The sequence below is a fragment of the Bacillus sp. FSL L8-0152 genome (genome assembly GCF_038006365.1).
Taxonomy (GTDB): Bacteria; Bacillota; Bacilli; order Bacillales; family Bacillaceae_G; genus Bacillus_A; species Bacillus_A cereus.
This window is the reverse complement of the sequence record NZ_JBBOVB010000001.1, coordinates 2,283,575-2,296,960: the sequence shown is the minus strand read 5'-3', so window position 1 is coordinate 2,296,960 and position 13,386 is coordinate 2,283,575. Positions and strand designations below refer to the sequence as shown.

Sequence of the window (13,386 nt, the reverse complement as noted above, 5' to 3'; positions counted from 1 at the left end):
TTTTCTACTCCTTTTAATTTACTGATTTTAGTGAAACGAGTTGATAGTTTATTGTAGTTTTTCCGTTCTCCCACTCTAGCTTCAATATCGTTGCACTTCCAATTCTTTCTTCATTTGATTTATATAAAGGCAATATTTCTTGAATTGTAAATAAGTGATAACCATCCAATATTAATTGAAATATATTTTCTTCAATATGTAATCTTACTTCTTTTTCATTTGAAATAATTTTTGTGTGCATCTCAAATTTCATGATAGATACAACCCCTTTTTATAATCTCTACATTTTAATAGTATAGTGGCTATGCAAGATTGACAAGTACATACACAGCAAAGTACACACTTTTCTATTGTTATATGTTTTATGTATTTTATATAAAGTACGGTATGTGAAATTTTATATTTTCTCCAAAATAAAAATGCCTATTGTGACATCTTTATTTTTGTATAAAGTCTTTCATTACATAATATAAAACGGTAATTAAAACGATTGCGACGAAAAATGAGAACACTGCGACAATGTACCCATCTTTATTTAATAAAATACAGAATGAAATAGATATTATAAAAATCGGAAATACGAGACGTACTTTATCCTTCACTTCTTCTGTCGTATCTGTATGATGAAAATACTGCGTTATCCCTATCATTAAAGAAGACAAAATAATAACCGACAATAGTAAAGGTCCTGGCATTCCGATTTCTCCTTTCTCTATTTCTAATTCAGTGCAAAATTTCTTATTACAATTGTACGATTCATTTTTTCTTCAAACACTCTTTTTAGAATTGATAATGAACAATTCACACCTATATAATAGCGCTTTTATCATTATAACTTCAAATAATTACACTTACAGTAATGTTGTAATATTCCCCCTCAGTCTCTGAAATCCTGCAAAGATAACTCGTCAAAATATGCGGTGACCAAATTAATATTTACCGTCAACTTTTGACAAAATTTATAAAGGACATTTCAGTACATATCAAGAATTAAGAATAAGAAGATATGTAAGGGAGGATGCATTATGACTGAACACGTTTTATTTTCTGTTAGTGAAAACGGCGTTGCAACAATTACTTTAAACCGTCCAAAAGCACTTAATTCTTTATCTTATGACATGTTACAACCTATCGGACAAAAACTTAAAGAGTGGGAACACGATGAGCGTATTGCACTTATCGTGTTAAAAGGAGCTGGCACAAAAGGTTTTTGTGCAGGTGGCGACATTAAAACTCTTTATGAAGCGCGTTCCAATGAAGTGGCATTGCTACATGCAGAACGTTTTTTTGAAGAAGAGTATGAAATTGATACATATATTTATCAATATACAAAACCGATTATTGCTTGTTTAGATGGAATTGTAATGGGCGGTGGTGTCGGTCTTACAAATGGTGCGAAGTATCGCATTGTAACTGAACGTACGAAATGGGCAATGCCAGAGATGAATATCGGCTTCTTCCCAGACGTCGGAGCTGCATATTTCTTAAATAAAGCACCTGGATATACAGGACGCTTCGTTGCTTTAACAGCATCTATTTTAAAAGCTTCTGACGTATTATTTATTAATGCTGCTGATTACTTTATGACATCTGATTCATTACCAGAGTTTCTTACTGAACTTGAAAGTGTAAATTGGCATAAAGAAGATGATGTACATACTAATTTAAAAGAAGTTATTCGTACATTCGCAACTGCTCCAAACTTAGAAAGCGAGCTGACTCCTTCATTAGAAGTAATTAATTCACATTTTGCTTACGATACAATTGAAGAAATCATCCATTCATTGGAGAAAGATGAAAGCTCCTTTGCTCTAAAAACGAAAGAAACACTGTTATCAAAATCACCTATTTCACTAAAAGTAACATTAAAACAGTTTATTGATGGACAAGATAAATCCGTTGAAGAATGTTTCGCTACGGACCTTATACTTGCTAAAAACTTCATGAGACATGAAGATTTCTTCGAAGGAGTACGCTCCGTTGTCGTTGATAAAGATCAAAATCCGAATTATAAATATAAACAGTTAAGTGACGTTTCAGAAGAAGATGTGAATCGTTTCTTTAATTTACTTAATGCATAAAATGAAACTGTAATGAGTGGGTGTTTTGTTCATCCCCCACCTAACTTCTTTGCTTCAGCTAAATCTTGTGCGGTGGAAATCTTACTACTCGCAAATAGCGGGATAAAATCGAGGCTATATAGTAGTGAAATTACAGCTACTATATAGCCTTTTTTTATTTAATAATTTTTAATAAAATTTAATTTTATTAAATCCATTTTTGTGCTACACTGATTTTAATCAAATATTCTAAAAATAAAAAGGAGGGGCGGCTATGATAGAAAATTATCTTCTTTTCATCATTATGTCTATTTGCCTTATCATTTTACCTGGTCCAGATACAGCAATGGCTACGAAAAACACATTGGTTGCTGGTAAAGTCGGTGGAGTGAAAACAGTGTTTGGTACATGTATTGCACTATTAATTCATACTTTAGCTGCTGTAATTGGTCTTTCTGCACTTATTGTAAAGTCAGCTCTTTTATTTTCTATTTTCAAGTACGTTGGGGCTCTCTATTTAATATATATCGGTATTAAAGCCCTTTTAGCAGTAAGAAACAAAGAAAACTTAGATACAAATGATCTATCTTTGAATAATGAAAACGAACATACTTCTTGCTTTCGCCAAGGATTTCTTACAAATTTATTAAATCCTAAAGTTGCAGTCTTCTTTTTAACTTTTTTACCGCAATTTTTAAATCCAAATCATAATACATTTATTCAACTTCTTGTAATGGGCCTTACTTACCTCGTTTTAACAGTCATTTGGTTTGCATTTTATATATTTTTAATTGATAAAATTAGTGCTTTTATGAAAAAACCAAAGACGCAACGTTATATTCAAGGGCTAACAGGAGTCGTCCTAATTGGATTTGGTATTAAACTAGCTTTTGAAAAAAATAATTAACAAGATGAAAACCACCACCACTATTAATAGTGGTGGTGGTTTTCATTTAATAGCTGATTTGGCTGTTTACTCTATATTAAAACCAGCGCTCAGTTACAACTTTTTTACGTGTATAGAATTGAACGCCATCTGTACCATTTGTACCTAAATCACCAAAGAATGAAGCTTTATTTCCTGCAAATGCGAAGAATGCCATTGGTGCTGGAACATTTACATTTACACCGATCATACCAGCATCGATGTTATCACGGAATGTTTGTGCATGTTTACCATTTGACGTATAAATAACCGCACCGTTTGCAAATTTAGATTGATTTGTTAGTTTAATACCTTCTTCTAAATCTTTAACACGTACAATGCTTAATACTGGAGCAAAAATTTCATCTTGCCAAATTTTCATTTCTTGATTCACGCCATCAAAGATTGTCGCACCTACAAAGTAACCTTCTCCAACTTCTTCATTAATTTTACGGCCATCTACTAATAAAGTTGCCCCATCTGCTACACCGCTATTAATATAGCCTAAAACGCGCTCTTTATGAGATTCACGGATTAATGGTCCAACATAGTTATCTTCGTTAAAGCCATCGCCTACTTTTAATTTTTTCGTTTCTGCTACTAATACATCAATGAATTCATCAGCAATTTCATCCACTACTGCTACTACTGAGCATGCCATACAGCGCTCTCCACTACTTGCAAATGCAGATCCAATTACACCTTGTACTGTTTTCTCAAGATTGCAATCTGGCATTACAATCGCATGGTTTTTCGCACCTGCTAACGCTTGTACACGTTTTCCGTGTTTTGTACCTGTTTCATATACGTAACGAGCTACCGGCTCAGAGCCAACGAACGAAACAGCTTGAATATCTTTATTTTCTAAAATGCTATTTACAACATCTTTTCCGCCTTGTACTAAATTTAATACGCCTTTTGGGAAACCTGCTTCATAGAATAATTCTACAAGTCGCTCCGCTAAAAGTGGCGTTCTTTCCGATGTTTTTAATACGAATGTATTACCGCAAGCAATTGCAAGTGGGAACATCCATAATGGAATCATCATTGGGAAGTTGAACGGTGTAATACCAGCAACAACTCCGATTGGGTAGCGCCAAATTGATCCATCAATTCCGCTAGCGATATTCGGAAGTGCTTGACCCATCATTAAATTTGGCGTAGATGTTGCAAGTTCTACCGCTTCAATACCACGCTGTACTTCACCTGTTGCATCTGTTAGCGTCTTACCATTTTCTAGCGTAATAATTTTTGCAAGCTCATCTTTATTTTCTTGTAATAGCTGTAAATATTTATATAAATTTCTTGAACGATTCGGAACTGGTACTTTAGACCATGTTTCGAATGCTGCTTTTGCCGCTTCAACAGCTTTTTCAACATCCTCTTTTGGAGATAGTGGAACGTAAGCGATAATTTTTCCAGTCGCTGGATTTGGAACTGCTTCTACTTCCGTACCTGTCGATTCAACCCACTCACCGTTAATGTGATTTTTCACTCGTTTAATTTCAGTTGTAATCATTGTATTCTCTCCTTTGTATAATTTATTTTTGATTAGAAATTAATTGCTCGCTAACTTTCTTATATAAAGCAGCCATATCGTTTTCACCATATCCAGCTTGACTCGCTTCGTCATATACATTTAATAACATTTCGCTTACCGGTAAATGGAGTTCGCTTTCCTTAGCTAAGTCAACTGCAAACCCTAAATCTTTCTTCAATAAGTTCACAGTAAATCCTGGCTCGTAGTTTTCAGGTGCTATAAAACTTTTAAAATTACGTTCATAAATTCTGCTTTGGCCGTAACTTACATTTAAAATATCAAACATTTTATCTAAATCCATATTGTTCTTTTTCGCTAATGTTAAAGCTTCACTTACACCAGCTGTATAAAAACCAATTAATAAGTTATTAATTAACTTAACAGTTGTACCACTATCAATCTGCTCACTAACATGGAAAATGTTCGCGCCTAGAACGCCCATGATAGATTCCGTTTTCTCATATACCTCTTTTGATCCACCAACCATAAACGTTAATGTACGATTTTCGGCTCCAATTACACCGCCGCTCACAGGTGCTGCTAAAAAGTTTACTTTCTTTTCCTTTGCAGCTTCCTCTAATTGTTTGTTTAACTGCGGCGATACCGTACTTGTATCAATGAAAACTACATTCGAGTGACCATTTTCAAATAATCCTTCTGCTCCAAAATATACCGCTTCAACAGCGCGAGGTGAAGGTAAACTTGTAAAAACTACATCACATGTTTCTGCTAGTTTTGAGATTGATAGACCGATAATTCCGCCTTCTTTTTCAAAGGACGCTTCTGCCTCTTTATTTAAGTCCACGCCATATACTGTGTAACCTGATTTAGCTAGATTTTTTGACATCGGAAGACCCATGTTACCTAAACCGATAAAACCAATCTTTTTCATATCGCTTTCCTCCTATTTACACAATATATTTCCCACGATTTATAATAGCTTTCGCAATTTCTCTCTTCTTCGTAAATACGTTCGTGTATAAAGGTACTAATAATTGACGGATTTCAGCTAAAATCACATGTCTATCTTGTTCTTCTGTGACAGCCGCCGAAAGTACAGAAATCGCTGCTTCTTCTACTTTACGGTATCCTTCTTCACAAATAACATCCGTTATGAGTTGCTTCGTACGTTCTTTTTCCTCACCATTTTTACTTACCGCTTTTCTCGTACGTAAAAACGCTGATTCCATGACGTACACGTCCGTCAACATATTTGAAATTACACGTGAATATTCTTGTTCTTGGTCAATTTTTAGGGCTGGAGTTTTAGAGAGCGTTTTCAAAGATTGTTTCAACAATTTTTTCGCTAATAAAATGTAACGATGGTTTCTTTCGACATTTGCTACATCACTTTCTACTGCAGTATCTTCTAATTGTTCGATTTGCTTCATTAACATTTTGGCAACTGTTAATCTATTAATTTCATTCGTTCCTTCAAAAATACGACTAATTCTAGCATCACGATATAATCGTTCTACCTCATACTCTTGCATATAACCGTAACCACCATGAATTTGTACAGCTTCATCTACGATATAAGCAAGTGTTTCAGAAGCGTTCACTTTATTAAGTGCACATTCAATTGCAAATTGGGACATTTTCTTCATAAGATCTTCATCGCTCTCATGAATTGCTTCATCGATTACACCTGCTGTACGATAAGCTGCACTTTCTGCTCCATATGTAGCAATGATCATATTTGCAATTTTCTCTTGAATCATTGTAAAGTCTACTAATTCCGTTTGGAACTGTTTTCGCTCTTTTCCATATTGAACCGACAAACCAATTGCTTGTTTTGCTGTTCCAATATTTCCAAAAGCAAGTTTAAGTCTAGCAAAGTTAAGAATATTAAGGGCTACGTGATGCCCTTTCCCAACTTCCCCTAAAACATTTTCAGCAGGGATGACAACATCTTCTAAAATAAGAGTCGCTGTTGAAGAACCTTTAATCCCCATTTTCTTTTCTTCTAATCCAATAGATACACCTTCACATGTTCTTTCGACAATAAATGCTGTCATTCCTTTATTTGTCTTCGCAAAAACAACGTATACATCTGCCATATGAGCATTTGTAATCCATTGCTTCTCACCATTTAACTTCCAAGCTGTTCCCTCTTCATTCAATACGGCGCTTGTTTTTGCACTTAATGCATCCGAACCAGCATTTGGCTCAGTTAAAGCATAAGCCCCAATCCATTCTCCCGATGCGATTTTCGGTAAATATTTTTCTTTCTGTTCTTTCGTTCCGTAATATATGTAAGGCAATGTACCAACACCAGCGTGTATATTAAAAGAAACGCTAAACGCACCAGCGTAACCCATTTTCTCTGCTACAAGACCTGAGACAGCCTTTCCTAACTCGAACCCGCCATAATCTTCTGGTACCTCAATGCCTAATAATCCAAGTTCCCCAGCTTTCTCAAATAATTGACGAGAAACTTTATAGTTATGTTGTTCAATATTCTCCATTTGTGGAACAATTTCTTGTTTAACGAATTGTTCTGTCGTTTTTGCGATTAAATCTTCATCACCTGAAAAATCTTCTGGTGTAAAGTAAGTATGATTTATATCTTTATTGAGTGAAAAAAATTCATCCCATGGTAACTTCGTTTTCTCCATATGTATCCCCCTATCATTCGGCTTTCATAGCTTTTTGCTTATGCTCGTCTACGATGAGTGGAATATCTTTTTTGAAAATAGAAGGCGATGATTTTTCACATCAAGCATTTTATTTTGCCAAAGATGTATTTTCATCGCCTTCGCTGCTTTATCTATTGATCTTCTGATAATACTGTTTTTGCAATACCAGTATCTAACTCTTCAAAGTCATGATATGAAATTGTTTCGTATAATTCACTTCTCGTTTGCATATTAGAAAGTGCATCTTTTTGAGAACCTGTTTCTTTAATTAAAGTAAACACATTTTCATACGCTTTCGCTGCAACGCGAAGTGAAGTTACAGGATAAATAACCATTTGGAAGCCCATATTTGCAAATTCCTCTGCACTATAATATGGAGTTTTTCCGAATTCAGTCATATTCGCAAGTAAAGGTGCATTTACCTTACTATTAAATAGACGGAATTCTTCCTCTGATTGAAGCGCTTCAGGGAAAATTGCGTCTGCACCTGCTTTTACATATGCATTTGCTCTTTCAATTGCTTCATCTAATCCTTCAACGCCACGAGCATCAGTACGTGCTACAATGTATAAGCTCGGTGCAACTTCTTTAATCGCTTTAATTTTTTGAACCAATTCTTCTGTAGTAACAAGTTTCTTACCATTTAAATGCCCACATTTTTTTGGTAATTGCTGATCTTCAATTTGGACAGCTGCTACTTTCGCTTCCACCATTTCTACAGCTGTTCTCGCTACATTTAGTACACCACCAAATCCTGTATCAATGTCAACAAGAACAGGTAAGTCTGTAGCTCTTACTAAATCTCTTGCTCTCTCAGCCACTTCAGTAGACGTCACGATACCTAAATCTGGTAAGCCTTTACTTGCAGTATAAGCAGCTCCTGATAAATAAAGAGCTGAAAAACCTGTATTTTTTGCAACTAAAGCCGCCATTGCATCATGAGCACCTGGAATTTGCAAAATTTCATTTGCTTCTACTAAAGCTCGGAATCGATTCGCAAGCTCCTCTTGTGTTGACTGCTTTTTCACAACCCAAGCCATTCTAAATTCCCCCTATTATTAAATTAAGAATAGATCTACAAATTCATTTACATTCATATTTTCTAGCTTTTCTTCATTTAAACAAACTTCATGAATTTGTTCTTGTTGCTTACTAGAATAATGACCTGCCATATTTGCAGTGAATTTTTGAACAACTTTTGGAATTGCTTCGTCTCTACGGAAACGGTGACCAAGTGGATATTCACATTCCACATTTTCTGTTACTGTGCCATCTTTAAAGTGAACTTGAACAGCGTTGGCGATTGAGCGCTTGTTCGGGTCAAGGTAATCTAAACTGTACTGTTTGTTTTCAACAACAACCATCTTATTACGTAATTCGTCTACACGTGGATCGTTTGCTACTGCATCTTCATAATCGTCTGCAACGATATCTCCTTTTAATAAACCAATTGCCGTAATGTATTGTAAGCAATGATCACGATCAGCTGGGTTATTTAATGGGCCTTCTTTATCAATAATACGAATTGCTGATTCATGAGTCGTAATTGTAATACGGTCAATTTCATCCAATCTCTCTTTAATTTCCGGATGCAACTTCACTGCACATTCTGCAGCTGTTTGTGCATGGAATTCTGCTGGATATGACACTTTAAATAATACATTTTCCATTACATATGACTCTAGTGGTCTTGCTAATTTTAATTCTTGTTTATTGAATAATACATCTTGGAATCCCCATCCTGGCGCAGATAATGCTGTTGGATAACCCATTTCACCTTTTAGAGCAGTCATTGCAAGATGAACACCGCGGCTCGTTGCGTCACCTGCAGCCCATGATTTACGTGAGCCCGTATTTGGAGCATGACGATATGTACGAAGACTAGAATTATCAATCCACGCATGTGATAATGCATTAAAGATTTCTTCACGTGTTCCGCCAAGCATTTTCGCAACTACTGCAGTTGTTGCTACTTTTACATATAATACATGGTCAAGACCAACTCTGTTTAAGCTGTTTTCTAAAGCAAGCACGCCTTGAATTTCATGTGCTTTAATCATCATTTCTAATACTTCACGTACTTTTAAAGCTTCTTTTCCTTCTGAAATGCGAACACGGCTAATATAATCTGCGACCGCTAAAATTCCGCCTAGGTTATCAGATGGATGTCCCCACTCTGCTGCAAGCCAAGTATCGTTATAGTCTAACCAACGGATCATACATCCGATATTAAATGCACCTTTTACTGGATCTAGTACATAAGACGTACCTGGTACACGTGTACCATTTGGCACGACTGTTCCTGGCACAACTGGTCCTAGTAATTTCGTACATTCTGGATATTGTAGTGCTAAAATTCCACATCCAAGTGTATCAAGTAATACGTAACGAGCTGTACTGAATGCTTCTGCACTAGTAACCTCTTTATTTAATACATAATCCGTAATCTCTTCTAATAATGCATCTTTTTGCTTAATTTCATTTGTTTTAATCATGCTATCCTTCCCTTTCTGTCGAAAATTCGTTATTATTAATGATGGGTGTCGGTCAAACACCCATCTGGCGGGCGGTGCTAACAACTCCCCAGTTGTTCTTATTTACTAAGTACATGTCGCTCGCCAATATAATTTACACGCGGACGGAACAAACGATTATTTGCATGTTGCTCAATAACGTGCGCACATAATCCCACTGTTCTAGAGCTAAAGAAGATAGGTGTGTAAAGTTGAATTGGAATACCTAGCATCCAATATACTGGAGCTGCATAATAATCAAGATTTGGATAAATTCCTTTTTCCTTTTCCATAATCTTTTCTCCAGCTTCACACATTTCATATAGTGTATAATCACCTTTTACATCACATAACTGTTTTAAAGCTTCCTTCATCATAAGTGCTCTTGGATCCATCTTCTTCATATAAACACGGTGTCCAAAGCCCATAATTTTTTCTTTGTTATATAGTTTCTTCTGTAATAACTCTTCAAATTTCTCAACATTACCAGCTTCTAAAAGCATGTGCATAACCGCTTCATTTGCACCGCCATGTAAACTTCCTTTTAAAGATGCAACTGCACCTGTTAAAGCACCGTATAAATCTGATTGTGTTGATGCAATAACGCGCGCTGTAAATGTAGAGTTTGGCATTTCATGCTCACTATATAAAACAAGGGAACGATCAAAGATCTTTTCCTCAAGTTCAGTTGGTTTTTTACCAGTTAACATATAGAAGAAATTCGCACTATAAGATAATTCTTTAAGAGGTTCAATTGGCTCCTCATTATTTAAAATATGATAGCTATTCGCTACAATGTTTGGCACTTTACTTAACAGCTTGTACCCTCGGCTTTTATTCACTTCTAATGAGCGGTTTTCGATATCATTATCGTAACCAGCTAACGCTGACACACCTGTACGTAATCCATCCATGGGATGCGTCTCTTTAGGCAATGCCTTTAGTACGTTGAATACACCTTCTGGTACTGCATATTCTTCTTTTAATTTCTTTTCAAGTGTTGCTTTTTCATCTTCATTCGGTAGATGTTCCTCCAATAAAAGGTGCACAATGTCTAAATACTCTTTTGTTTTTGAGAGTTCGATTAAGTCATACCCTTGAATTACAATTTCACCTTTTACTGTGTCAAGAAACGAGATTTTCGTCTCCGCTGCCACTATACCATCTAATCCCGGGGAAAATTTTTCTTCAGCTTTCATCATTATTTCCTCCAATCCTAATAGATCTTCGTGCACATAACTGTAAGCCTTTACAATATTGTGAAACTACATTTCTATTTCAATGTATCAGAGTTTTTAGAAGATTTCAATTTATTTTATAATGATAAGTTTCCTACACTTTTCTTACTGTAACAATACAATTTTTTGAAAATAATTCTTATATTTTATAAAGAAAGAATAGACTTTTTTGCGTATTTTCAAAAACAAGATATAAAGATTTTTCATATAACACCTCCAAATATACAATTATTCTAATTTTATTTGAGAAATAAAAAAAACGAGCTGTACATAAATACAGCTCGTTACTATATGATATTTATTTCACTATCTCTTAAATATAATTTTTATATAAAACTTATTCATTTTTAATAAAGTTATTATTTTACATAATTAAATTGAATTTCTTCCATTTCCTCATGATAACTTACAAATAAATCATAGTTTTGAAAATACCAAAGATCATCAGAATCTACAAAAAATATAATACCTTCCTTCTCAACTGACACTATTTCCCCATCTGGTTTCTCAGCAACAACCCCTAAAGAATATCCGGGCTGAATTGAACTATCCCCTCCGTACCTTACAGTAAAACGTACAGATTCACCGTGCTTTATACGTAATTCTTCCTGGAACCATTGCAGAGCTTTACGATCAATTGAAATTCTCATCTTTATTCCTCCAGTTTACGCAAACTCTTTTTTTCCTAATCGTTGTTTTACAAAGAAGACGAAAATGATTAAGGCTATTAATGCCGAAATTGCACTCCCTGAAAATAAAATACGATAACCAAACATTTGTGAAACAACTCCAAGTAAAATAGCACCTAACCCGATTCCTAAATCAAACGCTGTAAAAAATGAAGCATTTGCAACTCCTCTTTTACTCGGATCGACAATTGTAAGCATTGCCGCTTGCAAAGCTGGCTGCGCTGAACCAAATCCAATACCGTATAATGTTGCTGCGATAATTACACCTAACAAACCATTTGAAATAGTTAAAACAACTATAGCTAAAATAGTAATACATAATGCTGGGAGTATGATGAATACTTCTCCATACTTATCTAATAGTTTCCCTGAAATTGGTCTTACAATTGTTAATGCAATTGCATATACAAGAAAGAAAGTTCCTGGATTCACATGAATTGATGATGCAAATAACGGTAAAAAGGTTGTTATTCCTCCATATGCAAACGATAAAAAGAATACTACAATCGTGATTGTTAATACAGATTTCTCAAATAGCTGAATTTTCCCTTTTTCTTTTTGTGGCGTAAATGGCATCTTCGTTATTAGTGATAATACGACTGCCATAAAAGATAACAACGTCGCTAATAAAAATAGACCATGAAATGAATAATTTTGTACAACCCATAGTCCAATCATTGGTCCGATCGCCATTGCAATTGTCATCGCCATCCCGTACCAGCCCATACCTTCACCACGGCGTGAATCTGGAATAATATCCGTTATTGCTGTTCCAACAGCTGTTGTAGAAACAGCCCATGTTACTCCGTGAATAACACGTAAAACAGCTAAAAGGACAATAGTCGATGCTATATTATAGGAATACATCGTTAATCCAAAAAAGATGAGTCCGAAAATAATAAAGGATCTTCTACCATATTGATCTAACATTCCTCCAATAATCGGTCGTATTACAACAGCAGCTATTGTAAACATTCCCATCATGAGTCCAACTTGCGATTCATTGCCACCTATCTCTTTAATAAAGAGCGGGAGCGTTGGAACAAGTAAATAAAATCCTGTAAATAAAAATAACATTGCGAAAGTCATTTGAATAAATGATTTCGTCCATAATCGTTCCATAAAAATACCTCCATACACTCGTAAAATATTACGATTAACACCCTCATTGTACATTTTTTTTATCTCTTTTCCCTCCGCAAATAGACGTATCTTTTCATATTAAATAGTCCACCATCAGCTTACATTAGTCTTAAGACTTTGTACGCATGTTTTAAACGAAAGTCCTATATATGTGCCTTTATATGTGTGAAAAGAATATACTAATTTATTATCACAACTTAGGAGTGAATATTTCATGTGGGTATTATTAAGAGTAACTGCCGTAGTTCCTTCGACTCCTGGAATACATGTTCCTGCAGTTCATACAGCTAGCTCCGATGTAGGAATTGAACTTCCCGCAACTTGGCAGCAATATCAAATTCCCGGTCAAGTTACCCCATCATTTTGGCATCATGGTACACACCCCAGTAGTACTCCCATTCATAGCCATAGTTATCCTCCACTACCTCCGACTCAAGTCTTTTATCATTTCCCTTCAATTTTTTTTCAAAATTTTTATGGTACGTTTAACATTTAATAGCTATCACTGTATTACCCCTACATTTTAATAAGGCGAACCTTTAATCCAGTTTCAACATAAAAAGTCGAATTCCTTAAATAAGAAATTCGACTTTTTAATTGTTTTCCAAACTAAAGTAACCGTTAAAGAAAGACATTTAT

General features: G+C 35.1%; 13 protein-coding genes. 3 read left to right on the top strand and 10 right to left on the bottom strand.

Translation table 11 applies throughout. The annotated features are described in order from the left end of the window. Positions 1-13: 13 nt before the first annotated feature. Both MHH27_RS11710 and MHH27_RS11705 read right to left on the bottom strand, forming a co-directional pair. Complete coding sequence (locus MHH27_RS11710; protein ID WP_000667344.1) at positions 14-253, bottom strand: DUF2584 family protein; 240 nt, start codon at positions 251-253, stop codon at positions 14-16. 184 nt (positions 254-437) lie between these two features. Beyond that, positions 438-695: a hypothetical protein gene (locus MHH27_RS11705; RefSeq protein ID WP_001119409.1), complete on the bottom strand. Its 258-nt coding sequence runs from the start codon at positions 693-695 to the stop codon at positions 438-440. 330 nt (positions 696-1,025) lie between these two features. On the opposite strand from MHH27_RS11705, the gene MHH27_RS11700 reads away from it, so the two are divergent. Both MHH27_RS11700 and MHH27_RS11695 read left to right on the top strand, forming a co-directional pair. Continuing rightward, on the top strand, positions 1,026-2,081 hold the full coding sequence (locus tag MHH27_RS11700) for an enoyl-CoA hydratase/isomerase family protein (protein ID WP_327904352.1): 1,056 nt from the start codon (positions 1,026-1,028) through the stop codon (positions 2,079-2,081). A 253-nt stretch (positions 2,082-2,334) separates the two neighbouring features. Next, the gene (locus tag MHH27_RS11695; RefSeq protein WP_000572360.1) at positions 2,335-2,967 is read left to right on the top strand and encodes a LysE family translocator; all 633 of its coding nucleotides are present in this window, start codon (positions 2,335-2,337) and stop codon (positions 2,965-2,967) included. A gap of 76 nt (positions 2,968-3,043) precedes the next feature. Here MHH27_RS11695 and MHH27_RS11690 read toward each other — a convergent pair whose 3' ends face one another. The 8 genes from MHH27_RS11690 to MHH27_RS11655 form a co-directional block, all read right to left on the bottom strand. After that, entirely contained in the window at positions 3,044-4,504 is a 1,461-nt protein-coding gene (locus MHH27_RS11690) for a CoA-acylating methylmalonate-semialdehyde dehydrogenase (RefSeq protein ID WP_000633344.1), read from the bottom strand. A 22-nt stretch (positions 4,505-4,526) separates the two neighbouring features. Further along, a complete protein-coding gene (locus tag MHH27_RS11685) occupies positions 4,527-5,417 on the bottom strand; it encodes an NAD(P)-dependent oxidoreductase (protein ID WP_000719400.1) in 891 nt (296 codons plus the stop codon). 16 nt (positions 5,418-5,433) lie between these two features. Continuing rightward, positions 5,434-7,143: an acyl-CoA dehydrogenase family protein gene (locus MHH27_RS11680; protein ID WP_090976485.1), complete on the bottom strand. Its 1,710-nt coding sequence runs from the start codon at positions 7,141-7,143 to the stop codon at positions 5,434-5,436. A gap of 152 nt (positions 7,144-7,295) precedes the next feature. Next, positions 7,296-8,204, bottom strand: a complete 909-nt coding sequence (gene prpB, locus MHH27_RS11675; protein ID WP_000312640.1) for a methylisocitrate lyase — start codon at positions 8,202-8,204, stop codon at positions 7,296-7,298. 18 nt (positions 8,205-8,222) lie between these two features. Beyond that, a complete protein-coding gene (prpD, locus tag MHH27_RS11670; protein WP_000598139.1) occupies positions 8,223-9,659 on the bottom strand; it encodes a 2-methylcitrate dehydratase in 1,437 nt (478 codons plus the stop codon). Between the two features lie 98 nt (positions 9,660-9,757). Further along, positions 9,758-10,879: a citrate synthase gene (mmgD, locus tag MHH27_RS11665; protein WP_340942596.1), complete on the bottom strand. Its 1,122-nt coding sequence runs from the start codon at positions 10,877-10,879 to the stop codon at positions 9,758-9,760. A 395-nt stretch (positions 10,880-11,274) separates the two neighbouring features. Beyond that, positions 11,275-11,565, bottom strand: coding sequence for a HesB/YadR/YfhF family protein (locus MHH27_RS11660; RefSeq protein ID WP_001222842.1), 291 nt, complete (start codon positions 11,563-11,565; stop codon positions 11,275-11,277). A gap of 15 nt (positions 11,566-11,580) precedes the next feature. Then, entirely contained in the window at positions 11,581-12,726 is a 1,146-nt protein-coding gene (locus MHH27_RS11655; protein WP_014482022.1) for an MFS transporter, read from the bottom strand. Between the two features lie 235 nt (positions 12,727-12,961). Between MHH27_RS11655 and MHH27_RS11650 the strand changes: the two genes are divergently transcribed. Continuing rightward, a complete protein-coding gene (locus MHH27_RS11650; RefSeq protein ID WP_000270089.1) occupies positions 12,962-13,243 on the top strand; it encodes a hypothetical protein in 282 nt (93 codons plus the stop codon). Positions 13,244-13,386 lie beyond the last annotated feature (143 nt).

What these genes read in the sequence shown, in the direction of transcription:
- MHH27_RS11710 (WP_000667344.1), bottom strand. Translation starts at nt 253, where the DNA reads ATGAAATTTGAGATGCACACAAAAATTATTTCAAATGAAAAAGAAGTA.
- MHH27_RS11705 (WP_001119409.1), bottom strand. Translation starts at nt 695, where the DNA reads ATGCCAGGACCTTTACTATTGTCGGTTATTATTTTGTCTTCTTTAATG.
- MHH27_RS11700 (WP_327904352.1), top strand. Translation starts at nt 1,026, where the DNA reads ATGACTGAACACGTTTTATTTTCTGTTAGTGAAAACGGCGTTGCAACA.
- MHH27_RS11695 (WP_000572360.1), top strand. Translation starts at nt 2,335, where the DNA reads ATGATAGAAAATTATCTTCTTTTCATCATTATGTCTATTTGCCTTATC.
- MHH27_RS11690 (WP_000633344.1), bottom strand. Translation starts at nt 4,504, where the DNA reads ATGATTACAACTGAAATTAAACGAGTGAAAAATCACATTAACGGTGAG.
- MHH27_RS11685 (WP_000719400.1), bottom strand. Translation starts at nt 5,417, where the DNA reads ATGAAAAAGATTGGTTTTATCGGTTTAGGTAACATGGGTCTTCCGATG.
- MHH27_RS11680 (WP_090976485.1), bottom strand. Translation starts at nt 7,143, where the DNA reads ATGGAGAAAACGAAGTTACCATGGGATGAATTTTTTTCACTCAATAAA.
- prpB (WP_000312640.1), bottom strand. Translation starts at nt 8,204, where the DNA reads ATGGCTTGGGTTGTGAAAAAGCAGTCAACACAAGAGGAGCTTGCGAAT.
- prpD (WP_000598139.1), bottom strand. Translation starts at nt 9,659, where the DNA reads ATGATTAAAACAAATGAAATTAAGCAAAAAGATGCATTATTAGAAGAG.
- mmgD (WP_340942596.1), bottom strand. Translation starts at nt 10,879, where the DNA reads ATGATGAAAGCTGAAGAAAAATTTTCCCCGGGATTAGATGGTATAGTG.
- MHH27_RS11660 (WP_001222842.1), bottom strand. Translation starts at nt 11,565, where the DNA reads ATGAGAATTTCAATTGATCGTAAAGCTCTGCAATGGTTCCAGGAAGAA.
- MHH27_RS11655 (WP_014482022.1), bottom strand. Translation starts at nt 12,726, where the DNA reads ATGGAACGATTATGGACGAAATCATTTATTCAAATGACTTTCGCAATG.
- MHH27_RS11650 (WP_000270089.1), top strand. Translation starts at nt 12,962, where the DNA reads ATGTGGGTATTATTAAGAGTAACTGCCGTAGTTCCTTCGACTCCTGGA.